Genomic DNA, 24347 nt, shown 5'->3' with positions numbered 1-24347 from the left:
ATATGACTAATCCTTATACGGATCGAATTCATTACCTCCGGCCATGGCAACACCAACGGGACGCAGTACATGGTTGATTTTCAACGTATTGGCATGTGCGTTCAGTACATCCTGTAGTTTCTTGTACACAAACGGACTTTCGTCTGTGCCCGCTCCTCGCAGCTCGACACCATAGGCACGAATCGCCTCATGCATCTGGGCTTCGCTAATCTCGCCACCCATGCGTGTGCGCAGCTTGTAATTCATTTTGCCAGCCGCCTGGGTTCGACTCATCGTGCGCCCTGCTCCATGTACGGTGCTGCGGAATGACTCGGTATTTTCTTCGCTGTGGATCCCCTCCACAATCACCGAGATATCACCCATACTGCCTCCGACAAAACCGAGCTGCCCAGGTGCCAGTGGCGTTGCACCTTTGCGAACCACGACGACCTCTTCACCCATATGCTGTTCTTTCCAGGCAAAGTTGTGATGGTTATGTACGGTGTATTCAGCATTTGCCCCGAGAATTCCAAGCACCTGTTCAATGACATAATCACGTCCTGCATAGGCGTATCTGCCCGCCAGAGTCATTCCATCCCAATACATATCACCCATTTCGCTGTTCAGGTTAAACAATGTAGGTGGCTGATCCATGGATTCACCCGGCGCTTTGCCACTGAACTGACGCCCTGCGGCAAGGTTAAGGAACCCACTCGCCACTTTGTGACCGAACCCGCGGCTGCCAAAATGATTCGCGATCCACACCTTTCCCGTGGCCTCTTCTACAAAAATATCCACGAAATGATTGCCACTGCCTACGGTTCCAAGTTGGTTGCGTGCGAGCGTCTTCAGCTTATGCTGTAATCCTGGTTCGATAGTATCAAACAGCTTCCAGCTCGTGTCGTCGAACAGTTCATGATCCACGGGTGTTGGATTGTTACGACCCACGCCGAAAGATATAGTCGAGTTGATGTCATCCATAATCGTCACAATCTGATCCCGAATATCGTCCCACATCAGATTGGTGCGCACAGCCTTGTTACCACAGGCAATATCATATCCGACACCTGACGGACTGATCATATTCCGATAAGCGACAACACCACCGATGGGTTGCGAGTAACCTTTGTGATGGTCAGCCATCAGAGCCACACCCAATACGTCTCCATATTGCGAGCAAGTCACCGCCTGACTTACGGCATTCTCCAGCGGTTCCCCCCAGACTTTAATGTTATCTACGATACGCATGATTGTGTTAACCTCCTATGTATTATTTTGAATATTTCATCTTAAATTTTGATCTGTCACTTTCATTAGTTTAACAAAGATCAGCGTAGCTCGAAACGTTTTCATCCTTCAGATCACCAATTATCTACACATAAAAAAAGAGAGCTCGGCTCCCTTTTCTCACGGTCGGTAACTATTCACTTCTTGCTAATCTTAAACTTGAACGCCCAAGTCGCTGTGTTACCAGAATATCGGCCTCTGTTCTCGGTCACCACCACAGAAAGTGTCTTGTTGGTTGATTTGGAGAACGAAGATAGTTTGACGTTGGTGCTTTTATCCCCGTAATCGGGAATTTTGTCCTGTTCTTCGGCGATGGCCTCCAGTTTCAACGTACCTGTAGACTTCAGATTCAAAGTGACTGATGAACCTTCTTCCAGATCTTTGCCGTTCACACTTGCTCCGATAGCCCATTCATTACCGACAGAGTTATTCTCGACAAGCTCTGCGCTAACCAATGTCACGGTTACCTTAACCGTTTTGGCGGCAGCATAGGAGGTTGGGGAACATACGGCGAATACCAGGCTCAGAATCATGAAAACATTAGCCCATTTTTTGAGCACGAGAGTGCCTCCCTCTTATTCGTTTCTTTTGTTAAGACTATGCCTTATTCGCCGTGTTCCTTAAGTAATCCTTCCACTTGTGTAAGAAATTTTCATCCGCTTGGATATTTAAAGATGCTTCCGGTAACCCTGCACCTTCTCATCCTTGAAACCTAACTTCTCATAAAATATATGTGCTTCCTTACGCTGATCGCCAGACACCAGAATCATGTAACCACAACCCATATCTTTGGCAATCCGCTCAATCTGGAGCATTAACCTCTGCCCAATGCCCTGCCTGCGTACCTGATCCGACACAATCACATTCTCCACAACCATGAACGGTTTGCATGGACCCACCAGATCCATACACTCAACCCCCATAACGGACCCAACCAGTTTGCCATTGTAAAATGCCCCAAGCACATGATAATGACCATTCTGCTGTATGTAATGAAACATCTTTTTCATCTGCTGTTCATTGGTAGGCATTCCCATCAACTCATTGTATAGCTGGCTTAGTGCTGGTAAATCTTCAAGTTCGATTCCTTTAATGGTAACCATCATAACCCTCCTGATTTTGTCCTATTTCGCATGTTTTGTCTTAAGTAAGATCCTTTTTAAAATAATAATGACTGTGTCCAGTCGGTGCATTCTCGATCGTTGTGATTAATTCGTAGCCATGTTTCTTGTAAAATTCCGGTGCTTGATAGGAGAAAGTGTTCAACATGACAAAATCACAAGATTTCTCTCGCGCAATTCGCTCAACTTCAAGCAACAACTGTGAACCATATCCTCGATGCCGTTGTTCAGAATCCACCCACAGAATCTCAACCTCCAGCCAGTTCCAGCAAAGTGTACTAAGCACACCTGCAACAATCTCGCCGGTCTCATTTTTAATATTGAAATTCAATTCTTCGTAACGATGCCTCAATTCCTCGCTCACATGTGCAGCATTAAATGCGATAAGTTGCTCGCGAACATACTCTGAATCCTCTGAAGTACTTGGATTGATATTTATTTCGGACATCCTCTTCTCCCCCTATCGTCATTACTCACAGCCTCATTCATTTCTTGCATATTTTAACATAAAAATTTCCCATAAAAAATAAAAACAACGCACCTTCCATAGCGGAAGGCACGTTGATGTAACTTGCATTAGTCCACATATGCTGTTTTAAAATGCGCTACTCTATTTCTCTCAAATCAACGTACACGTGACCTACACCAACTTTGCCCAGAGGGTCCGTAACCTTCACCTCAATCCGAATAGGCTCACTACTCGTCCCCAGTGCAGTAACGTATAGTTTCTGTCCATCCATTCTGACATCTGCCAATTGTGGATCAGGAGAGTCAGCCTGTAGTGTGAGAGTTGATCTAACGTCATCTTCATCTTCAAACATAAAGGACAGGTCAATCTCAATCTCATCTCCATGAACATAAGCGATATTACCCGCAGGTGCCTCTATCAATACAGGAGAAGCATCATCGAAGTCATACCTGTCTAAACGTTGCAGCAACGTGTGATGCAGTGCGAAGTCAGGCTCTTCTCTCAGGGATATGGAATTGTTACTCACATCCAAGTATTGCAGATCAGACAATTCAGCAATTCCAACGGGTAAATGAACAAGCTCATTACTGTTCAGATCCAGTTCTTGTAAGGAATCTAGTCCGCTCACATCCAATAAAGCAAGTCGATTATTCGCGAGTTTCAGATACTCCAGCTGATTCAATCCTGTAACATTAATCTGCGTCAGTTCGTTACCGGATAAATCAAGCCAATTCAAGTGATCGAATCCAGAGGCATCCGCTTTGCTTATGGCGTTTCCGGACAGATCAATTTCGGTTACATTCAATCCTTTGAATATCTCAACTCCTGTCAGATCGGAAATACCCACATTTCTCGCATACAACCCTCCATTGGTCTGAATGAGTGCTTCCACCAATTCATCTTTGGTCAGTGGATCATCCACATCCTTTTGCAACCAATAAGCAATAGCTCCAGCCAAATGTGGATCAGGGAATTGGCGACTTATCGTATTGGCCTGTACCTTAACCTTGAGTTGTGCCGTAACACTTGCGCCCTGGATGTCAACTGCTTTGATCGTCAGCGTTGTTTCTCCAGCAGCCTGCGGAACAAGTCGAATCACTTTTTCTACGACAGTAGAGGAAACAAGGGTTGCATCTCCGGTTATGACACTGAATTGCAATTCATCACCATCTGGATCACTAAAATACGTCGAGACGTTCAAGTCCAATGCGGCATGATCTAGTGTAAGTTCCTGATCAGGCAAACCGCCACTAATAACCAGTGGCGCCCTGTTCCCCGTACCTGGATTGGACGGAGTGGAAGGATTCGTCGGAGTAGTTGGCGCAGATCCACCTCCACCACCGGTGCTTCCATTTCCATTTCCATTTTCATTCCCTGGTGCCGCCCCGGAATTACTGTTTGCGTTTCCTGTACCGTTCCCTGCGTTATTGCCGCCTGAAGTTGTACCCTGTACCTCGGTTACCTTTCCTGGCTCATCAGGTTTGGATTCCGAATTGGCGCCCTCTTGACTCGCAGCTTCATCAAGAGCTTGAATGACTTCAGTTGCGCGTAATGCGATCACGGCCATTTCCTGTCTGGAAGTAGAACGCTTCGGCGCAAAGTTTCCATTGTCCCCTTTCAAGATTCCCAACTCAACAGCCTGTTGTACACTTTGCAAAGCCCAGGCACTAATTTTGGAAGTATCCTTAAATGACAACTCTTTGGCCAAATTTAATGTTTCATCATATCCTTTAGCCTTCAGAGCCCGAATAATCGTTGTTGCCAGCTCTTCCCTTGTTACCAGACCAGCAGGACGAAACGTTCCATCGGGATAACCATTCATAATTCCCGCCAATCGAAGTGCATGAATATAGGAACCATTATCAGCGTTAGGATCCAGATCCCTGAATAACAGATCTGGATCCTGGACTGACGACAGCACGTCCATCTCCAATAGTTGAGCCAGCGTATACGCAAGGTCGCCTCTTGTTAACGTTGCACTCGGGTTGAAATTCCCTGCTTCATCCGCCAGAATCATCTGTTGCTCGGCAGCCCTTTCAATGGCTTGCTTGGCCCAAGGTGCTGCCTGCTGCAAGTCACGAATGTTTACTGCATCGGTCGCTGCGTGCATTGTCCCAGGAACAGAAATGACGGATAAAGACAGAAGGGCTGCCAAATAAGGCGAGACCTTACGGATCTTATTTTTCTTATGAACTTTTCGTTTGGATTCTTGTGTTGACATCTTTTAACGCTACCTCCCACATGAACATAAACCCTGGTGTCAGCAAAGACTCGTCAGAGTTATTTAATTATCTTCATTGTAGGAGAGACCTTTGCTTGAAAACAGTCTACAAAAGAGTAGACACTGTTTCACAAAATTTATAATAATCCCCGCTGCTCCGCGATTTGTACAGCGTGAGTACGACTGCTCGCACCCAGCTTTGCAAACACTCGGCGAATGTGTGTATTAACAGTTCCGGGTGAGATGCCAAACTCGGCAGCAATCTGTTTGCTGGTCAGACCCTCAGCGATGTGACCAAATATTTTTTGCTCCATCGGGCTGAGTCCCACTTCCTTTGTATCCAGCTTGGCCTCTCCTGCAGACGAGAGACCTCTCAATCGTTTGTTTCTTGCAAAAGCAGATAATAGCTGCTTCACATAAGCCATTTTCACACCATCATCATGTATCGCCTTTGTACGACGCAGATAGAGATAGTCCTGCAGCAACTGTTTCATCTGTTCACCTTCAGCAACAAATGAACGAATATATCCTTCGGGTCCTCCCAGCACCAGAGCACGGGATAACGCTACAACACCGGCATCTGTGAATCCCTGCTTGTGCAGCATGATTGACTCTAGCAGAGCACACTCTACCTGTTCAGTGAGCCAGTCCCGTTCTTCAGCCTTTTTACGGATTCGTCTCAGTTCCTCTCGTGCATGATCGTACTGTTCAAGTACGATCATCGCACGTATGCGAATCATGGAATGGAAAATCTGATCACAGCTGATCTCAGCAGCCACATCTCCTTCGTTTGCAGACTTAGCCAGAATGGTTTGGGCCGATGCCACCGGACTCATTTCAATTAAAATTCGGTATTGATGTGCTTCCAGTGCTGGCTGCCAGTACTCCATATCCTTCACAGATAATAATCCTGAGACCTGCTGAAGCAGTTTCAAGCCTTCTTCAGGTCGACCCAGTGTAAGTTCAAGTCTGGCTTTGAGTACATAAGCTGGAACAAGCAACGCAGCCACCTTGATCTGCAAAGCCACTTCAAGCGCTCGGTCCGCATATCTGACCGCTTCTGTAATTTGATTTTGCTCCATTAAAATCTCACCATATCCAACACCATAGTAGGACGTTACATAGGCATGTTCAGCATACCAACGTTCCGTAATCGCTCCGAAGCAAGCTTCCCCACGCCTCAAGTAGCCATTAACGCCATGGAAGCTGCGCAGGCGCATACTCTCTCTCCGATCATAGTCCATATACTGAAAGGCAATATCATCAGGATAGCCCTGATCAATGTAGGACACCAAATAATGAGCCAGCCCATCTAAATCTCTATTCAAATAGGCCATGTATGCTCGCATCACACATATAACTTGCAACAAATAACCGATGATCTCAGGTTCCAGCCGCCCTTGAAGATGCACCCGGATCACTTGTTCCAGTTCATCAAGCTGCTTCACCATCTGTCCATAAGGCATTTCACGTGCAACAAGGAACAGGTAGGACATATATAATTTGGGACGTGATTTCACGATCTCCAGTGGCACAACATCAAAGTATCGCCGGAGCGTCCACCACTCTCCCATAATAAAATGGGCAAACAACTCTTCTAGCAGTCTCGCTGCATCCTGCATGTGCTGACCGAGAATATAATGATCCAACGCTTCTGCCGGGTATCCCCGTTGTTCATACCAAAGTGCAGCAAGAGCATGTAATTCATTTACTTGTTCAGTACCACGACGATCCAGTTCACGCTTTAGAAATGCAGAGAACAAATGATGATAACGATACCAGTGCGCTTCTCGATCAAGTGGAACAAGAAAAAGATGTTCCTTCTCCAGTTGCCTTAACAATTGTGGAGCTTCCTGCATATCACTTAATACCTGACATAAACTGCTGTTCATTCTTCTCGTGATCGCTGTCCGGAGCAGAAATTGCTGCATTTCCGGTGACTGACGCTGGAATACCTCTTCAAGCAGGTAATCTGAAATCGTCCTCTCGCCAGTAGGTCCATGATCTTCACGTGAGAGAGGTGACGATACCGAATTCATAGGGCTGACCAACGCGTTTCCACCCCATGCGTGAGATAAAGCAAGCAGCTTCAATCCGGCAGCCCACCCCTCCGTCTGCTGTACCCAACCACGCGCATCTCCCCCGGCAATATCCAATTGCATAATCTGTTGGCAAAATTCAATGCCCTCTTCTGGCGTAAATGCCAGTTCCAGAAGCGTAAATTGCTTCAATTCACCTCTCAGACGCAGCTTTTCAAGCTTGAATGGAGGATATGTTCGACTAGACAGGACTAGATGAATGGATAGGGGGAGATTTTCAATAAAGTATTGCATCTGTTCATGAATCTCCGGCTGGGTTACTGCGTGATAGTCATCCAGAATAAGCAGCGTATGTTGATTGGTCTGGGCAACACGGTTCAACAATAATATCAATGCTGACCTGGGGTCTATCGGGTACCGTTGCAAAAAATGTGGCAGTACATCACCGCAGAGTTCCTTAATCACTCGATTCAGTGCATGAATAATGTAGAGCCAAAACTGAAGCGGGTCCTGATCTTTATCATCCAGGCAGACACAGGCTGCTTGAACAGCTTCACTTCTCACCCAGCTGCCCAACAGTGTTGATTTTCCTGAACCCGCCGGGGCAGTCAACAAAGTGACTTTGGATTGGAACAATTCTTTGCGTTGCAAACTTAGCCGTGGACGGTCCATTGTATCTGCTGGTAAGGGTGGAAGTTCCAGTTTGGTTGTTAAAATCATAAATTGAAGCCAGTCCCCGTGGAGACCAGCGGTATGTTCCTGTTGCATGAGATCCTCCCGAATCAGCACCATGGTGCACTTTTTTCCGATTCATTATATGTACATTCAGATACTCTAAGTATACAAGGAACCATGACTATGCCCCACATATTTTTGAACAGAAACAAACGACAAACAAACCCTGCACGTTGAATTGATTGCAGGGTACCATTCGCGTTGTGAAGCCATGATCCAATCGACGCTTTCTATCTTCCTGTCTGTAGCAACTTATAGTTTACTAGAATATAATTCAATCCCGATAACAGCGTAACTCCTGCTGCCAGCCACAATAAAATTACATCAACTCGCACCTCAGTCAGCAAACTAAACGGAACATTGTTCAACAAAATGGCCATGATCGCTGCCACTTGAAGCACCATTTTGATCTTGCCATATCGATCCGCTGCAAGAGCAATGCCCTGCTCTGTTGCTACCATTCGCAATGCAGTAATTACAATTTCACGTCCTATAATGATTACAGCAATCCATGAACTGATCATATTCTCCTGAACCATCATGACCAGCGCTACCGCAATCAACAGTTTATCCGCCAGTGGATCAAGCAACTTTCCCAGATTCGTGATCTGATTATATTTTTCTTGCCACATATCCATCTAATTTATCCGTACCTGCCGCTACCGCAAATATAATTAGTGCAATCATCACGCTTTGCTGATTGATAAAACTGATCATAAACAATGGAATCAACGCGATTCTAGCCAACGTGATTTTATTTGCCAGGTTCATTAGATATCTCCACTCCTCTCATCCATTTTGGCTAACTGACCTTTTTTCCATTTACGAATTCGGGTACGAAAAGATTTAAAAGGGGCTACCGAATTAATCTGGATCCACTTCACCATAGCCCATCCGGGTTTGGTACTCGTCCACTGTCTCATCCCTTGCACAAATAATTCCTCTTCACTCAGTGAGTCAATCCAATTCTGCCATTGTTGTTCTGTCTCCCGGAACAAAGAGCGCAGCTCCTCCAGCGTATAACTTGAATATTTTACGTAAAATGATTCATTTAACGGCCCCAATTGGTTCCATTTATACCCTGGTGCAGGCATATGACATTCAAGTCCCAACTGTTCATTTCGCTCCCAATCCATCACCAGGTTCATCCATCCTAACTGGTAGGCGATCATCTGGGCAGGAGTCTTATCTACACCTTCAACCCACTTATCTTTATCACTCTCATGGATGTCATTGAATTCATCCTCAAACAATACATAGGTGCGTCGAATCGTCTCACTTAATTCTTTCTTCGAGGCATATAAGATTCCAGGCACACTACTCCACTCCCCTCGTTTCACCGTTTTACATGAATCAGAAGCATGGACTCTATCATCATTTCGACCCAATTCTATAAAGCTTCCTTAATCACCCGTTTATAGTACCACACAGACAACAGACCAAAAATCGAATATAACAATGTATAGACTATCATGACAATGACCGTAGGTGTCGCCAGCTCCGTACCAAAGAAAAACCAACCTGATTTCACGGCAAAGTAACTATGACTCAATCCCACCACAAGCGGAATACCAAAGTTAAACAACTGCTTGATCTGAATACCCCTCAACAGATTGCTTTGTGTAAATCCAAGTTTACGAAGAATGGTATAATTACCCTTCTCCTCTTCACTCTCATTCATTTGTTTAAAGTACAGGATACATCCCGATGTAATCAAGAACGTCAAACCAAGGAAACCAACAATGAACATAATTAAGCCCATATTATTACGTTGGTTATTTCTGAACTCAATCTGGGAGAAGTTCGGTGCTTCCAACTGCAGCTCCTTATATACGGCATATGCCTCTTCAGCCTGCCCCTCGTTCAGAATACGTACACCATAGTAATCAGCCCACTCAGATTTTTGTAGCTCGGGATCGAGATCCTGCCGCAGCTGCTGGTATACCGTTTCATCTACTACAGCTACAGGCGTGCCCCCAGAATAATACGTGGGAAGGACTCCACGTTTGGTTGTTCCGATCAGTTGTTGTGCCAGCCTATGTTTCAACCCGTGCAAGACGATTGGACCTTTCTCCTGAATGGAAATTAACTGCTGAATGGCATTTCCATATCCCATGAAGACCACTTCACCCGCTTGCACATCAATGTTATCTACCATGTTGTCACTCAGCACACTACTGAACAGGTATTGTTCCGTCATGGACGCATCCATCACTTCTTGAGCATCAATTTCAATATAAATAGGCTCTCTGTACTTCTCTTCATATGGAATCTGTTTGTGTTCCAACTCCGCTACAAAGCGATCTTTCACATCCGCCTGAGCAAAAGAGAAATCCTCCGGCAAACTTTCCTTGGCCTGAGTCTCTGCTGAGTAATACGAAATGTAACTGAGCGACAGCATGCCAATAGCAAGCGCAGACACGGTTGTAATAATCGTGAGCAGCACTGCATTAGATTTCATGCGAAACATGATTGAAGATAAAGACAACACCTCATGAATGGTAAGGTAGCCGTTTTTGCTTTTGCGAATCAGATTAAAAATAAAACTTACCGAACCCTTATAGAACAGGTATGTACCCAGTATGACCGAGAAGAGAATCAGGATCATTGTATACATCAACTGCTGCATATCCATTGCCTCACCGCTAAACAGCCGTGCAGACATGAAGTATCCATACACAATCAGAGCAATGCCCAAGACGCCAACAATCATCTGTCCGACAGACATCTTCTGCACCTGCTGCTCCGAAGTGGCAGACACCCGAAAGAGTGAGAGAATGCTCTGTCTCTTGATAAAAATGTAGTTCATCAGCATGATAAGCAAATACATTATCGTAAAGACAATCACCGTTTGCATCAGTGCCATCGGAGAGAAGTACAGTTTCGTAATCGCGTCCACACTGAGAATTTTGAACAATATCATCAATACCAGCTTGGACGCAAGGAACCCAATCAACACACCGATGGCCATGGAGCCAAAATAGAGAATACTGTTCTCCGCACTCAAAATACCAAAAATTCTGCCTTTCGTCAGTCCGATCAATTGAAATAATCCAATTTCTTTGCTACGCCGCTTGATAAAGATCGTATTGGCATAGAGCAAAAAGATACCGACAATGACGATTAACAGTACCGAAGATGCGCCTATAGCCGCCGCACCTTTCGTTGAAGCAGCTACCTCATCCATGGAAGGATCATACTGTAACGTCACAAAGGAAAAATATAAGGCCACACTGAACACAAGCGCAAAAACATAGAGATAATAATTCTTCAGATTTTTCCTGAGATTACGGAAGATAATATAATTCAAGCTCATTGCTGCACACCACCCAATACGCCTTGGGTTTTGATAATATCGTTGAAGAACGATTGCCGTGACTCGTCTCCTTTATTCAACTGGGTGTAGATCTGACCGTCTCGAATAAAGATCACTCTGCTGCAATAACTTGCGGCAACCGGATCATGGGTAACCATAATAATAGTCGCCTTTCGTGCGCTGTTCATATCACTTAACTTACCGAGCAGATCCGAAGCGGACTTGGAATCCAACGCTCCTGTCGGCTCATCCGCAAAAATGATACTTGGCTCGTGGACAAATGCCCTTGCTGCCGAAGTCCGCTGCTTCTGACCCCCTGAAATCTCAGATGGATACTTGTCTTTCAATTCGTAGATTCCCAGTTCACGGGCGATCTGTTCAAACTTCCAGTGCGCCTCCTGCTTTGGAATGCTGGTGATCGAGAGCGGCAATAATACATTTTCCTTTACCGTCAGCGTATCCAGCAGATTATATTCCTGAAAAATAAAGCCCAGATGATGTTTGCGGAACTCAGCCAGCTGTTTCTCCTTCATTCCGGTGAATTCCTTGCCCTCAATATCAATCGTGCCCTGGCTCACCCGATCGATGGAGGAAAGTACGTTAAGGAGTGTCGTTTTGCCTGAACCCGAAGGCCCCATAATACCTACAAACTCTCCCTTGCTTACCCCAAGATCAATCCCCTTCAGCACTTCCTGTTTATTCAGTTTATTGCCATAGACTTTATGAATTTTTTTGGCTTCCAGTATCCACATATCCCACTCACTCCTCTTAGATCTTGTGCAAAATGCTCATGTCTATATCATAGGCGGAATGTGCAGTGTTATCGTGTGATTCACCGAACAAAACCAAAAAGCATGTGACATTGTTGTCACACGCCTGCAAGATGCACCATGTCGTTTTTTCGTGGAAAAGTAAGTGTGACGATTGTGCCCTCGCCAAGAGAAGATTCTACATGAATGTTCATATGAAGCGTCTGGACCACTTGACGAACCAAATATAGTCCCATCCCGGTAGCCGCCCCATCCATTCTGCCTCGGGTGGACGTAAATCCTTTATCAAATATACGCGGCAGATCTTGAGTCTCAACCCCTCGCCCGTGATCCTGAATCATGAGTATGATGTGTCCATCTTGTTCCCGACTTTCAATGAGGATGTCCGATGAATCGCTATATTTCACCGCATTGCTCAACAATTGCCGGAGAATGAAACCTAACCATTTGCTGTCTGTGAGCACACACGATACCATTAAAGACACATCAAAGCCAATGCCTTTGGAAATGCACCACGATTTCAGCGCTCGTATCTCGCTATTCAATACCGGTTCAAGTTCCGTCTCTTCGATGAACAGATCATTATGCATAAACGGAATCCGCTTATGATGAAGCTGCTGATCCAGCAACTGATGAATTCGTAACCATTCATATGTCATTTGGCTCTGTAACTTGTCATCTGGCAAGCGCTCGATCATCAGTTGCAACGCAGTCAGTGGGGTCTTCACCTCATGAATCCAGGACAACATCTCGTCCTTCTCCTGTTCCAGAGCGATAAAATGATGTGACGACTCCTTACGATAGCGCTGTGTCTGGGAACTGACCGCCTCATGTACAATCTGCTCATATGGACTTTCGGCGATATCGAGTTCTCTTAGATCATAGGTATGATCCCAGATGCTCAATTTTTTATAGAAACGGGTCTCTTTCAGGTATCTCGCCCAGATAAAAACAAGACATACCACCACATTCAGTCCTACGATATACCCCACAGATTGGAATGGAATGGACGAGTCCAGGTAGGCCACCAATAAAATAATAAGTTGCATGCTTACCAGTAGCCATAACCAACTAGCCCTTTCTCGTATGTACTTTCCGATCATGCTTCTGCCTCTTCCGTTGCCATGTACCCCTGACCTACTTTGGTTTCAATGTAACGCTCCAAGCCGATGGGTTCAAGTTTCTTCCGTAAGCGATTAACGTTAACCGTCAGCGTATTGTCACTCACAAAATGCTCATGATCCCACAAGCTCCGGATGAGTTCCTCACGAGTAACAATCTGATTTTTGTGCTCGATCAGCACTTTAAGGATGAACATCTCATTTTTGGTTAACAGAACAGATTCATCCCCGCAGGTCAGCGTATTTTTCACATATTCAATAGCAGCACCGCGCCAGGTTCGAAGTTCAATATGCTCTGTATTATAGTTGTACACCCTCCGCAAAGTCGCTTGGATCTTGGCAATCAATACATCGAAGTGAAAAGGCTTCTGGATAAAATCGTCTGCACCCAAATGCATGGACATGACCATATCCGCAGGATGATCCCGTGAGGACAAAAAGATAATCGGCACATTGGAGTGCGAACGAATGATCCGGCACCAATGGAACCCGTCATATTGGGGTAACTGAATATCAATAATAACCAGTTGCGGCTGAATTACGCTGTACTCCTGCAATACCTTGCCAAAGTCCTGCACACCATACACGTCATACGACCATTGGGACAAACGTTCCTTGATTTCACTGAATAACGACTCGTCGTCTTCAATGAGCATAATTTTAAACAAGAGACTTCACCACGTTTCTGATCTTCTAAGGTTGAATAAGGTAATTAGACTCCGTTGTTGCAGGATCACCTTTACCATTACAAATCGTTCTTTCGATCGCTGATTCCAGTGTACAGGGAAGTTGGGCTTATATCAAAAGGTAACCATACTTCGTAAAGAAAACAAGCCGAAACACGTATATCAATTAGCTCTCAACAGTGTGTATAACATGGCTTGCATCACTCTGTGCGTCCATTCGCTCGATTAACTGCATCGCTACGTCTCGTGGCGATCTTAATTGTCCTGCTTCATATACTTGATTGAACATACCCGCAAGGGCGAACTCCTCTGCACTTTTGCCTCGTGCAACAGCCTGTAATTCCGTATCGACCATCCCCGGATCAAAAGCAATAATCTCAACAGGGTTCTGTTGGCCCGTTTGCTCCAGAGATACGCATTGGGTGAACATGTTCATACCTGCCTTGGATGTACAGTACACTGCCATTGACGGCGCGGGATAACTTCCCGAACCCGATGAGAGATTAACAATTTTACGTCTGGCGGACAGGTGATTTGTTTGTTGAATAAAAGATGAACTTAATATCATTGGCGCTGCGAGACTGATGTTAAGACTCTGACTTATCTCTGCCGCGCTACACTGATCGATAGGTCTTAGAGGCTCCAGCATCGCTGCGTTATTAATAAGTCCAATGAAATCGGCTTCCTGAGACGGAATTTGGCTCAATACACGTGTAATCAAATCATTGATCCCATTCAGGTCGGCAAGATCATACTGAACATGACGGTAACGCTCGCTCCATTCCTCCCCTGATTCCAACAGATCCGAACCCCCGCGTGAAATACCGTAAACGTAATCCCCCTTAGCCAATAATAACTCTGCAAGTTGTAAACCGATCCCTTTGGATGTGCCTGTAATGATAAAGTGTCTTCTTCCTGTTTCTGTTCCCATTCCGATACCACTCCTCCTCTATTTTCAATGCATGTTATTCCCCTGCTCTTACGAGTTTTTCTTTCTCCACAACGTAGCCCACAGAAAAGGTACACCAAAACACGGTTCATGCTGCTCCATCGCCTTCATTGCACGGAACTCCACACATTCAAAGCCATCTTCCAGCATGTAGCGAAGCTTCTCCTCCGTGAACGCAAGACCGCCTCGCATCGACTTCTCTTGATACACCTGCCAATCATTCATGACGATCTCTGGCCCACCAATATCGCCATAACCAGGAGCAAAACAAGTCATTCCAAAGTATCCTCCAGGCCGGAGTGCATTGTGGACCATCTCTATGTAGGGAATACGCTGATGTGGTAACAGATGGTGCAGACAACCCGAGTCGTAGACAAGATCATATTCTTGCTCCGGGGCCAGTTCGAACACGGAGCGACATTCAAAATGCACGTCCAGTTGCTCTTCTGCAGCCCTTTCCTTAGCCCAGGCTATCGCTGTCTCGGAAAGATCATAAGCATCTACCTGATATCCTTGGCGGGTCAGATACAACGCATTTCTGCCCGGGCCACAACCCAGTTCCAGTGCCTTGCCGCCTGCCAGCACACCTTCGTTCATATGCGCTACCAGATTCTCATCCGGTTTGTTTGGAAAAAAGGGGATTGGTCTATTCCGATCCTCATAGAAAGGCTCCCAAAATTGCTTGGCAGATCTGAAGTCCGCATCGAGCATATCATATAGATCCTGTACACTTTTAATCGTCTTTTCCACAACCACATTCCTCCTTCAATACTCCATTCAAACCTTCATTTCCGACTCTGTTCATTCTCAACTCTTTCGTTAAATCAGCCACACTCTATTATAACATTTTTACCCAGTAGTTCTCTATTTTTCTTGTGCTTTTCTACTCCAAAACATAAGCTTTTTCCCAACAAAAAAACGACCGACATGAATGTCGATCGCTTATAATCGTAGCGGTATTGAGTTGTAATTTAATTCGCCCGTTCCAAGACTGCAAAGTAATTTCCTTCATTATCCGCAAAGTTGAAAACACGCCCCGTTGGCATCTCGACAATCTCTCCAACCGTTACATGTTTACTAGCCAAGTCGGCATATAATTGATCCAGATTTTCGGTGAAGAACATTAACGAAGGTGTACCCAGATTTACACCCGCCGACATCCGCTCCACAGTCTCTTTGTCATGGAGGATAATGCTCGTCTGGGAGTCTGGGGTAGGCGCGATCTCAATCCATCTCATGCCCTCGTCAAGGTTTACTTCATCCACAATGTGGAATCCAGCGACTTCAGTCCAAAAAGCCAGTGATTCATCTTGATTATTGACATACAACATAACCTGGCCGACTTTGCTAAACATGGATCAATCACTCCTCTGATCATCTAATCTCTCAACAACCTGCTTATCATTCCTCAAATTCCAATAGAGTATAACATGCAGGACAGCTTTTTTATCATATTTCTTTGCAAGTACTAAGTAAACATTAGACTTATTGAGCGGCTTTTAACTTCTTCGTAAGATAAAGCACAACATCGTCGTCCATAACTGTTTCTTCACCTGGCTGAATGTAATGATCGTGTCTGTGGACACCATGACCGTCCGGTATATATCCGCGATGGGCATATAAAACTTGCGCTTTGCCATAATCGGAAAATACACCTACACCAATACCTGCTACATCCGTTCGCTCCGAAATAACTTCCTCTGCTCGGTCCATCAACCGTGAACCAATACCTTGGCGCTGGAACTTGATCAGCACATTGAAATCATTAATTTCGGGAATGCCTTGTTCCCTGAAAGACGGGTAGCTGGAATTCCACAATACATTCACGTATCCGGCAAATTCTCCATTCAACTCGGCTACCAAGGTTACGCGTTCCCCATTCTGTTGTTCAGCCAAGTAATGAAGATACTGCTCAGGGGATCTCCCCCAACCCTGCTCCTGGAATGCCTTTGATATGATTACAGGATCACTCTCATTTAATAGTCTGATATGTACAGTCAATGATAAATCCTCCTTAAAAAGATATTTCTCCTTGCTATATTCCCAGTCTATCCCGAAGCGATGTGATGTGAGCAACATGGTGTTTGCCATGCCAAGCATACATGCCCAGATTATAATCCAGTCTTGTCGTTTCTTCTGATGAGGGATGATAAAATTGTTTGGCATAATCTGCATCTGTCAGCGCGTTTAACAGAAACACCCAACGACGATGGAGCGCATCCAGAATCTGAAGCGAGAATTCAACATCCAGGTCTCTTGAATCACTCAATTCAGCCCAGCGCTCTTCATAATAAGGTCGAATCGTTGGTGTATCCTCTGTCAGTGCCAACTTGAAACGAATCATACTATTCATATGGCTGTCTGCCATGTGGTGAATGACCTGTTTGAGCATCCATCCACCTTCTCGATACGGCAGACTTAATTGCTCTTCACTTAGTCCCTTTACCGCTTCTCGTGCGTGTTCAGGCAACTCAGCAATGTCCTGAATCCACTTCTCCCGTTGTGCCAAAGTAACTTCACCCGTGTGTACAAATGGTCCTATCGGAAATCTTTCATCCATCCACCATTCCTCCTTGTTTATATGATTCAAAATAACTTTCAGTATTATCTAAGGAGCATATTCCATAAGCCAACAGTCTCGCATCTGTCCTTCATGCTGCTCATGTTTCTCCAATAGCTTAATCTTTTGGAAACCACATTTCTCATAACAGGATATCGCTCGCAAGTTCCAGGATTGAGGGTCCATAACCACTTTACGGGCTTGTTGTTCATTAATCAGATAAGCCAGCATGGATTGCATTAACTGTGTACCAATGCCTTTATTCCAGTAGTCTACCTCACCAATAAACTGATCCGTTCCATAGATGATCTCATCCGTATCTCCATAACCATACTCCGTTCGCTCTTCTTCCTCAAGCTCATAGAACTGAATGTATCCAATCGGATTCCCTTCGTGCTCAACGATACAACGAGTAGCAGCATCATCCTGATTGTAAAAATGTTCTCTCACATGCTCCAGGTCATGCGGCCGATCACGCCCTTCATAGTATTGAAGAACTTCCGGGTCTGACAGCCACTCCACCAGATGGTGTTCATCTTCTGTTTCCAAGAAACGTACGGTGATTTCATTCGATTCATATACATTCATCATTCTGATTACTCCTTATTGATCTCCAGATTCTCACCCGTAACCCAACTCAGATCCTTTCCTAACAAATGCTCGTTGTGAACATAATACACCATGGGATTCTCAAGCGGTTGAGTCGTTCCATCCGAAGATCTGAGCGTTAACCGCAACTTGTAACTCCCTATCTCATCAGGTATCGCAAATCCTATCAGATTATCAGCTGATTTCATGGTTTTCCCCTGTGCCTTCAGATACTTTTCCAGAATGACTTGATCAAGATAGGAGCTCCCAACAGACGAAGGCATGTACCACGCATCATCTTGTTCTTCAGCGAATGTCACCCCTTCCCATCCAGGAACAATCGGATACACCATATGTTGATCCTTGTCTTCTCTTTTTCGCGTTATCTCTAACTCTACCTCGACTACATCCGTATCAATCTGCCTGATTGTGCCTGCCATCACAACATCCTGAGCACTCACACTTGGAATAACATAGCTGTATATGAGCAGAGTCACCAAGAGGATTATCGTTATTCCCGTAATCCAAAATATTGTATGTTTACGCATCTATCTGATCCTCCCGTCTGGTTAATCTTACTTCTGGAGTAGTTCCTTCTCAGTTAAAGATTGAGTTAACCTATCCAGCTCAGGGGATGCCGTCCAATCACTGGAGGTGTTCAGTCCATGCTTGATGGTATGTATCGCGCTATGTGCAGACATGTATATATTATGGTGGATTCCAGGTTGGACAATGATGTGCTCTCCTGCACGCATCACTCGAATCGAAAACATCTGATCTTCTCCATAACTGGCATACGCAATCCATCCGGTTTGCACCACATAAAACTCCGTTAGATTGATATGTACATGACTGTTTTGCCATGCTCCCTGGGAAGAAGCAACGGTTCTACAATAATAACTGCCATCTTCTGCTATCATTTTATATTTTTGTTCCCCATTCTCCATCTGCTCGCAGCTGGTTATGACACCCGTTTCACCATATTTCTGTTCTGAAAATTCTGTGTTCAATCGGCTTCATCTCCTTATAGCCTGCCAAATATACTTGCATTCTCTTACAGCAATCCTACCATCAACCTGGTTCTCCTTCAGCTTGACTTCCAGCTGTTCCCGGTACTCAGGCTGTGTATAATCCGGGTTTCCGGGGATATCGGAGAGAAAGATGGCAAACTCTTTTTCATCTGAGAAAATCATAAGTGCCTCGTTATATTCCTCAATCTTGATCTCCTTAAATGCATTTCTTTCCAAACGCTCACGTACCTTTGTTATATCCGTATGAATACCAATCATAACTCCACCCTTTTGCAGCAATCTCTCATGCTCAATAATGGAAGTTGGACCTCTGCGATCATAGATCAGACCAAATTGCTTATCTTCAAATGGCATCTTTTCTTTTGTGCTGACACAGACAAATTCTACATTTGTTATCGTGCTTGAATGAAGACTGTTCTGGGCTATCTTTATCATCTCTTCCGAATTATCAAACCCCATAATGTGATCGGTATATTCCGACATTTTCAACGTAAACTCCCCATGTCCACAGCCTGCATCGAGCACGGATGTATACTGAGACAGAAGCTTAATCAACCGCTCTTCAAAAATATCTTCAGCAGAGTTACCTTCCAGCGTACACCAAGCTCTAGCCTTGTACCCCCCATTACGTCGTGCAATCATATCGTACCATTCCATGCTCATTGAGTTCCTCCTGACAAAAAATCCCTTTATTCTAACATTCGACATCGGTTAAGCGAATCTCCTGTTTGAATGAGCGATATATCTTTATTAAAATATGAAACGCTTCTCTTCCAGCTTCCGTATTAAGGTCGAAGCCGTATGTATCCCATATAATAAACCATCTGATCTGGAGGTTGAGCGCATGTCATTTTTCAAGAAAATGTTAGCCAGTGTAGGTGTTGGAGCAGCCAAAGTGAATACGGAATTGCATACACCAGAGGTCACGCCTGGAGGAATCATCTCGGGGGTTGTGTACATTGAAGGTGGAGATGTGGAACAGAATGTAGATCGAATCTATCTTTCAATTAAAACCCATTACATACGGGAGCGCGATGATCGCAAAGTAAAAGAGACAGCCGTTATAGCCAAATATCTGCTCACCGAAGGTTTCACATTACAGCCTGGAGCCAAATTGGAGAAAGACTTCTCATTTGACCTGCCAGAAAATCTGCCTATTACACTGCATCGTGCAGAGGTATGGGTAGAAACGGGCCTCGATATTTCAAGTGCTGTAGACCCCTCAGACCGGGACAGACTGCATGTTGTTCCTAGCAAAGACATGAACACCGTGCTCGATGCAATTGATATCCTGGGTTTCAAACTACGTGAAGTCACCAATGACTATGCACCAAAGTTGGGCGGCAATCTGCCATTTGTACAGGAATTTGAATTTGTACCAACAAACAAATTCCGTGGGCATCTGGATGAGTTGGAAGTCATGTTCTATCCCATGGGCGATTCGCTGGAGCTGTTATTACAGATCGATCGCCGCGCTCGTGGACTCAGTGGGATGTTCTCGGAAGCGATGGGCACGGATGAAAGTTTCGTCCGCCTGCATCTGTATGAAAGACATCTGGAGCGGGGTGCACATTCTGTCGCTCAAGGATTGGAAGAAGTTATATCCAAACATATCTAATCTATAGTTTGTGTAACAAATAAAAACCGTCCTCTATCAGACAGTTCTGATGAAGGACGGTTTTTAGGTTGGGGCAGTTTCACAAGACAATACTTCAAGAACGCTGTGTCCAGCGCTGCATTCCTAATCGAAGACCGTAATATGCAGCGGCGAGCAAAATGAACCCGGCAAAAGCCATGATCATGGATGTTGTATCCCATCGAACAATGGTTCCAAAAGCAACCTTGGATTGCAATGGCATACCCGATGAAGCAGTGTTCATTAAATCTGGTACATAATTCTTGGTCATAATCATACCTTGAAGAACATTCCATGCTACAAAACCGATGATGAATAACAAAGTAACCAGAACGGATTCCGTTGCTAATCTTTTGTTCATGTGTGTCATTTCGCCTCCTCTTCCCATTCAATTAGACAAGAAGTGCTGCATCTCCTTTTTCAAAAGATCTTTATTGGCATCCACATACTCATACAGCAAGTCGAAGCTTTCCTCGTTATCCACTTGCATGCTTAAATTCGCAGCTTCCAATTCAATCTCCTGCAATATCTCATGAATCTGTTCCCCATGTGTTTGCAGGCTTGTCGTGATATCGTCTTCGGACAGGCCATTCACATTATCTCGTAATTGCCCGTGCGTTATGCCGCTTTCGGACAACTTCTGCTCAATCTTCTTGAGGATCACAGCATCTGCATCATTGCCGATCCGCTCCATCGCTGCTATTGTCTCAACCAGATACTGCCCGCTGGCATTCTCCAGGAAACCGGTCATGCCGTTCATGGACAGCTCGGTATCCAGATCGATGATCAGAATGGTATCTCGCAGCACTTGCGGAAGTCCCGGCCCACTCTCTCGAATCGTTGCAAATTCAGCCCGATAAAGGTCCATGGCAATACTCCCTACCACCTCTTCACCTGACATCTCTTCAAGCTGATCGAGGGGTAACAGCTCCTGCAGTTCTTCTTGTAACTTGTTCATCTTTCTCTGCCTCCTGTATCTCTCTGTCTATATATACGCCGACACGTTATTACATCATAGCAGAATACGCTATACAAGTTGAATTTAATGAAGATGAGGCCTTGCAACCTGTTATCAAATTTACAGGGAATATCGTCAAGTTAACGTGCACTTGACCTCTGGAAAATGTTCCGCTGTTATGATCTTGTCATCACGAGTCTTGGGAGGGGTAATGATGCGCCTGGCCTTGTTCACAGACACCTATCTTCCGGAAACCAATGGTGTTGCTGGCACGCTCCACCGCTTGAGTAACCATCTGAACCGCAGAAGAATTGAACATCTGCTGTTTACTCCGAACTCCATCATTGAAGGAAGCCATGAGACTCAAGTCAGATCGGTTGCCAACATCCCTTTTTTTCTGTATCCAGAATGCCGCATTGCTCTACCCAACAGAACAGACACGCACAAGCAGCTACAAACCTTTCAACCCGATCTGTTGCATATCGCCACACCTTTTAATATGGGATTGCTTGGTCTGAGGTATGCGCTCAAACACCATCTTCCGCATGTTGTCTCCTACCATACCCACTTCGATCGTTATCTCGAATACTACCGGTTGAAAAGTATGATTCCTCTCTACTGGAAGTATATCCAGTGGTTCCACCGTGCCTGTGAAGCAACCCTAACTCCATCGCAGGAAACGTTAAGCACCCTTCAAGCCCAAGGCATTCAGCGTCTGAAACTTTGGTCCCGCGGGATTGATTGCAACCTGTATTCCCCTGATAAACGCAGCTCGGATATCCGTGAACGATACCACATCACCGCTCCCCTTATTTTACTCTACGTTGGACGCATTGCCCCGGAAAAAGATATCGCTACACTCACGACTACCATGCAGCAGCTGCCCCAGGAAATGCAGTCCCGTGTTCACTGGATTATCGTTGGCGACGGCCCATCTCTCCCGAGAATGCGTCTGCAATCCCCACCCAATGTCACCTTTACAGGCTATATGCATGGCGAAGAACTTGCTGTTATGTATGCTTCGGCAGATCTGTTTGTGTTTCCTTCCTCTACGGAGACATTTGGCAATGTGGTACTGGAAGCGATGGCTTCAGGACTTCCTGTGGTGGCGGCCAATGCCGGAGGTGTAAAGGATCTGATATCCCACAACCGCAACGGTGTGTTATTCGAGCCTGGTCAGGCTGATGCACTGATTCGGGAGATATGTCTCTGGGGAAATCACGGGAACCAATTGAGGATAATGGGACTGGAAGGCAGAAAGCTGGCTGAGCAGCGGTCGTGGGAGCATATTTTTGATACACTGATCGGGGATTATGAGGAGGCTATAGAACATCGGAACAGAAAAACGAAAGATCGAATTATTACTGCGTAGTCTGATGAAATCAGTTTCTTCCAACAACCCATAACTACCACCACTGCCCTATGCAAAATTAAACTGGTTCGCTCGTTCAGGCTGCCATAGCATTTACACTCCGCTACGGTCAGCCTGAATAGCGAATATGTTGAGCGTTAAGGTGTGATACCAGAAATCAGATTTCTATTCTGAATGCAAGGTAACCCTTTTCCACACACCATAGGAAGTCTGCGTTGGACGGATAGAAAAAGGCATGATCTCATTGAACTGAATCATGCCTTTTATTGCAAGAAATCTACTGGGTGAATTTACTGAACGGGACTTTGATATCTACAAATCCTTTAGCGTAGGGTGCAACCTCATAAGGATGGAATCGGATGACGATGCCTTCATCATATAAAAAGAATTGAGAAGTTTGATCAAGCTTAAAATCATAAATATTTTCTTCAAAAATTGAAACTCCTGCATTATACATGGCTAATAGACTGTTGGAGATTGATTTCTCTACCTTCTCCATCTGATTATCATCTTTAACATACTCGCTTAGCTTCAGTTCTTTCCCCGTTCTTAAATCATAGTTATATGATTTTGTCGCATCCATTCCATGTGCTCCGCCAGTGTACACATGATCTTCATATACCACAGATAACTTTTCTTTTGCATTGTATTTTACACTGGCCATGGTAATGTAGAAATAATTTTTGTTTGATTTCTTTTCTTCTTTGTCCAGGCGAGCTGCTTTCACTGCGTGAAGTTTAAATGTCTTGTTCAGCTTATCCGTCACAGATTTCTTACCACCTGTTAGATGTATGTATGGCTGTCCTTTGTAATATTGGACCTTCGTTTTCACTGTAATCGTGCTGCCTGCCTCTACATGACTACTCGGAAGAATTATAGCAATCAGTACAGTGATCAACAGGTAATTCACCCATCTCCATTTTTTTCTCTCAGTTCTATATTTCATCATTATGGATAACCCCCTTTGGCTCAAATGATTTCGTTTCCTGCATTTTGTTCCATATTACCTGTGGAGTGCCCTTTAGGTCTGTTCCGCTCTGAACGTTGCCAATCCAGATGTCCTCTGCTCCCGGATGTTGTAAATAGTGCCTGAGCGTTGCTTTGATTAGAATAGACGAATGCAAGTCCAGTACCTCATCCAGCGGTATCCAGAATAACTCGCCTTCATCCGAGGCCACAAAATGTCGATGCGTGGTCTCTCCGAAATATATAAACTGCTGCCAAATCTCACCACCATTAACCTCCAACAGAATATATCGAAGCCGAAAGTGTTCGACATCCTCTTGCTTGAACCCGGTCTCTTCTTCAATCTCCCGATAGCTGGCAGTCATGGGTGTGTTCAGTTCCCCTTGTTCCAGATGTCCGCCAATGCCCCCCCAGAATTCAAAATCAAACAATCTGCTACCCGCCTTCTTCATCATCAGCATGTCTGAGCCATTGCTCAAAAACGCTGTAGCCATCTGTCTAATCTCCATATGTATGTTCCTCGCTTTCCAGACTGTGATATTA

Annotated in this window: 28 protein-coding genes; 2 read left to right on the top strand and 26 right to left on the bottom strand. The window is 44.9% G+C overall.

What is annotated here, in order from left to right:
• Positions 1 to 6: 6 nt before the first annotated feature.
• The 22 genes from ACETMN_RS08625 to ACETMN_RS08520 all read right to left on the bottom strand — a co-directional run bounded on the left by ACETMN_RS08625 (position 7) and on the right by ACETMN_RS08520 (position 19535).
• A complete protein-coding gene (locus ACETMN_RS08625) occupies positions 7 to 1227 on the bottom strand; it encodes an RtcB family protein (protein WP_091014936.1) in 1221 nt (406 codons plus the stop codon).
• A 176-nt stretch (positions 1228 to 1403) separates the two neighbouring features.
• Complete coding sequence (locus tag ACETMN_RS08620) at positions 1404 to 1826, bottom strand: hypothetical protein (RefSeq protein ID WP_253432554.1); 423 nt, start codon at positions 1824 to 1826, stop codon at positions 1404 to 1406.
• Between the two features lie 108 nt (positions 1827 to 1934).
• A complete protein-coding gene (locus tag ACETMN_RS08615; protein ID WP_076318268.1) occupies positions 1935 to 2369 on the bottom strand; it encodes a GNAT family N-acetyltransferase in 435 nt (144 codons plus the stop codon).
• 40 nt (positions 2370 to 2409) lie between these two features.
• A complete protein-coding gene (locus ACETMN_RS08610) occupies positions 2410 to 2835 on the bottom strand; it encodes a GNAT family N-acetyltransferase (RefSeq protein WP_091014937.1) in 426 nt (141 codons plus the stop codon).
• A 157-nt stretch (positions 2836 to 2992) separates the two neighbouring features.
• Positions 2993 to 5077, bottom strand: coding sequence for an S-layer homology domain-containing protein (locus ACETMN_RS08605; RefSeq protein WP_411736020.1), 2085 nt, complete (start codon positions 5075 to 5077; stop codon positions 2993 to 2995).
• A 137-nt stretch (positions 5078 to 5214) separates the two neighbouring features.
• Positions 5215 to 7884, bottom strand: a complete 2670-nt coding sequence (locus ACETMN_RS08600; protein ID WP_411736019.1) for a LuxR C-terminal-related transcriptional regulator — start codon at positions 7882 to 7884, stop codon at positions 5215 to 5217.
• Positions 7885 to 8081: 197 nt separating this feature from the next.
• Positions 8082 to 8483: a CDP-diacylglycerol--glycerol-3-phosphate 3-phosphatidyltransferase gene (pgsA, locus tag ACETMN_RS08595; RefSeq protein WP_411736018.1), complete on the bottom strand. Its 402-nt coding sequence runs from the start codon at positions 8481 to 8483 to the stop codon at positions 8082 to 8084.
• Positions 8464 to 8622, bottom strand: a complete 159-nt coding sequence (locus tag ACETMN_RS08590; protein WP_306299272.1) for a CDP-alcohol phosphatidyltransferase family protein — start codon at positions 8620 to 8622, stop codon at positions 8464 to 8466. Before ACETMN_RS08590 ends, pgsA begins: the two co-directional genes overlap by 20 nt.
• Positions 8622 to 9167 (bottom strand): ClbS/DfsB family four-helix bundle protein, encoded by a 546-nt coding sequence (locus ACETMN_RS08585; protein ID WP_091016144.1) that lies wholly within the window; start codon positions 9165 to 9167, stop codon positions 8622 to 8624. Before ACETMN_RS08585 ends, ACETMN_RS08590 begins: the two co-directional genes overlap by 1 nt.
• A gap of 74 nt (positions 9168 to 9241) precedes the next feature.
• Complete coding sequence (locus ACETMN_RS08580; protein ID WP_411736017.1) at positions 9242 to 11167, bottom strand: FtsX-like permease family protein; 1926 nt, start codon at positions 11165 to 11167, stop codon at positions 9242 to 9244.
• On the bottom strand, positions 11164 to 11919 hold the full coding sequence (locus ACETMN_RS08575) for an ABC transporter ATP-binding protein (protein ID WP_105597890.1): 756 nt from the start codon (positions 11917 to 11919) through the stop codon (positions 11164 to 11166). Before ACETMN_RS08575 ends, ACETMN_RS08580 begins: the two co-directional genes overlap by 4 nt.
• A gap of 116 nt (positions 11920 to 12035) precedes the next feature.
• Positions 12036 to 13040, bottom strand: coding sequence for a sensor histidine kinase (locus ACETMN_RS08570; RefSeq protein ID WP_411736016.1), 1005 nt, complete (start codon positions 13038 to 13040; stop codon positions 12036 to 12038).
• A complete protein-coding gene (locus tag ACETMN_RS08565) occupies positions 13037 to 13726 on the bottom strand; it encodes a response regulator transcription factor (RefSeq protein WP_411736015.1) in 690 nt (229 codons plus the stop codon). The genes ACETMN_RS08570 and ACETMN_RS08565 overlap by 4 nt, the downstream gene beginning before the upstream one ends.
• 184 nt (positions 13727 to 13910) lie before the next feature.
• Positions 13911 to 14675 carry an SDR family NAD(P)-dependent oxidoreductase gene (locus ACETMN_RS08560; RefSeq protein WP_091014947.1) on the bottom strand — a complete coding sequence of 255 codons (765 nt, stop codon included), beginning with the start codon at positions 14673 to 14675 and terminating at the stop codon, positions 13911 to 13913.
• Between the two features lie 48 nt (positions 14676 to 14723).
• Entirely contained in the window at positions 14724 to 15443 is a 720-nt protein-coding gene (locus ACETMN_RS08555; RefSeq protein WP_411736014.1) for a class I SAM-dependent methyltransferase, read from the bottom strand.
• 221 nt (positions 15444 to 15664) lie between these two features.
• Positions 15665 to 16048, bottom strand: coding sequence for a VOC family protein (locus tag ACETMN_RS08550; protein ID WP_091014950.1), 384 nt, complete (start codon positions 16046 to 16048; stop codon positions 15665 to 15667).
• 130 nt (positions 16049 to 16178) lie between these two features.
• Positions 16179 to 16694 carry a GNAT family N-acetyltransferase gene (locus ACETMN_RS08545; RefSeq protein ID WP_091014952.1) on the bottom strand — a complete coding sequence of 172 codons (516 nt, stop codon included), beginning with the start codon at positions 16692 to 16694 and terminating at the stop codon, positions 16179 to 16181.
• Between the two features lie 34 nt (positions 16695 to 16728).
• Positions 16729 to 17253 (bottom strand): YfiT family bacillithiol transferase, encoded by a 525-nt coding sequence (locus ACETMN_RS08540; protein WP_091014954.1) that lies wholly within the window; start codon positions 17251 to 17253, stop codon positions 16729 to 16731.
• A gap of 48 nt (positions 17254 to 17301) precedes the next feature.
• Complete coding sequence (locus ACETMN_RS08535; RefSeq protein WP_091016146.1) at positions 17302 to 17841, bottom strand: GNAT family N-acetyltransferase; 540 nt, start codon at positions 17839 to 17841, stop codon at positions 17302 to 17304.
• A gap of 8 nt (positions 17842 to 17849) precedes the next feature.
• Positions 17850 to 18389 (bottom strand): hypothetical protein, encoded by a 540-nt coding sequence (locus ACETMN_RS08530; protein WP_091014955.1) that lies wholly within the window; start codon positions 18387 to 18389, stop codon positions 17850 to 17852.
• Positions 18390 to 18416: 27 nt separating this feature from the next.
• Positions 18417 to 18851 (bottom strand): hypothetical protein, encoded by a 435-nt coding sequence (locus ACETMN_RS08525; RefSeq protein WP_091014957.1) that lies wholly within the window; start codon positions 18849 to 18851, stop codon positions 18417 to 18419.
• A gap of 6 nt (positions 18852 to 18857) precedes the next feature.
• Positions 18858 to 19535 (bottom strand): class I SAM-dependent methyltransferase, encoded by a 678-nt coding sequence (locus tag ACETMN_RS08520; protein ID WP_091014958.1) that lies wholly within the window; start codon positions 19533 to 19535, stop codon positions 18858 to 18860.
• Between the two features lie 181 nt (positions 19536 to 19716).
• Between ACETMN_RS08520 and ACETMN_RS08515 the strand changes: the two genes are divergently transcribed.
• A complete protein-coding gene (locus ACETMN_RS08515; protein WP_091014960.1) occupies positions 19717 to 20490 on the top strand; it encodes a sporulation protein in 774 nt (257 codons plus the stop codon).
• 94 nt (positions 20491 to 20584) lie between these two features.
• On the opposite strand, the gene ACETMN_RS08510 is transcribed toward ACETMN_RS08515, so the two are convergent.
• On the bottom strand, positions 20585 to 20869 hold the full coding sequence (locus ACETMN_RS08510) for a hypothetical protein (protein WP_091014961.1): 285 nt from the start codon (positions 20867 to 20869) through the stop codon (positions 20585 to 20587).
• A 27-nt stretch (positions 20870 to 20896) separates the two neighbouring features.
• The gene (locus ACETMN_RS08505) at positions 20897 to 21466 is read right to left on the bottom strand and encodes a hypothetical protein (protein ID WP_210107543.1); all 570 of its coding nucleotides are present in this window, start codon (positions 21464 to 21466) and stop codon (positions 20897 to 20899) included.
• Positions 21467 to 21680: 214 nt separating this feature from the next.
• On the opposite strand from ACETMN_RS08505, the gene ACETMN_RS08500 reads away from it, so the two are divergent.
• The gene (locus ACETMN_RS08500; RefSeq protein WP_210108643.1) at positions 21681 to 22838 is read left to right on the top strand and encodes a glycosyltransferase family 4 protein; all 1158 of its coding nucleotides are present in this window, start codon (positions 21681 to 21683) and stop codon (positions 22836 to 22838) included.
• Between the two features lie 277 nt (positions 22839 to 23115).
• On the opposite strand, the gene ACETMN_RS08495 is transcribed toward ACETMN_RS08500, so the two are convergent.
• Both ACETMN_RS08495 and ACETMN_RS08490 read right to left on the bottom strand, forming a co-directional pair.
• A complete protein-coding gene (locus ACETMN_RS08495) occupies positions 23116 to 23787 on the bottom strand; it encodes a DUF3298 domain-containing protein (protein WP_411736013.1) in 672 nt (223 codons plus the stop codon).
• A complete protein-coding gene (locus ACETMN_RS08490) occupies positions 23774 to 24298 on the bottom strand; it encodes an NUDIX domain-containing protein (protein WP_192134789.1) in 525 nt (174 codons plus the stop codon). Before ACETMN_RS08490 ends, ACETMN_RS08495 begins: the two co-directional genes overlap by 14 nt.
• Between the last annotated feature and the right edge of the window lie 49 nt (positions 24299 to 24347).

The sequence above is a fragment of the Paenibacillus sp. M2 genome (genome assembly GCF_046713495.1).
GTDB lineage: Bacteria > Bacillota > Bacilli > Paenibacillales > Paenibacillaceae > Paenibacillus > Paenibacillus amylolyticus_B.
This window is presented reverse-complemented; position numbering and strand designations above follow the sequence as displayed.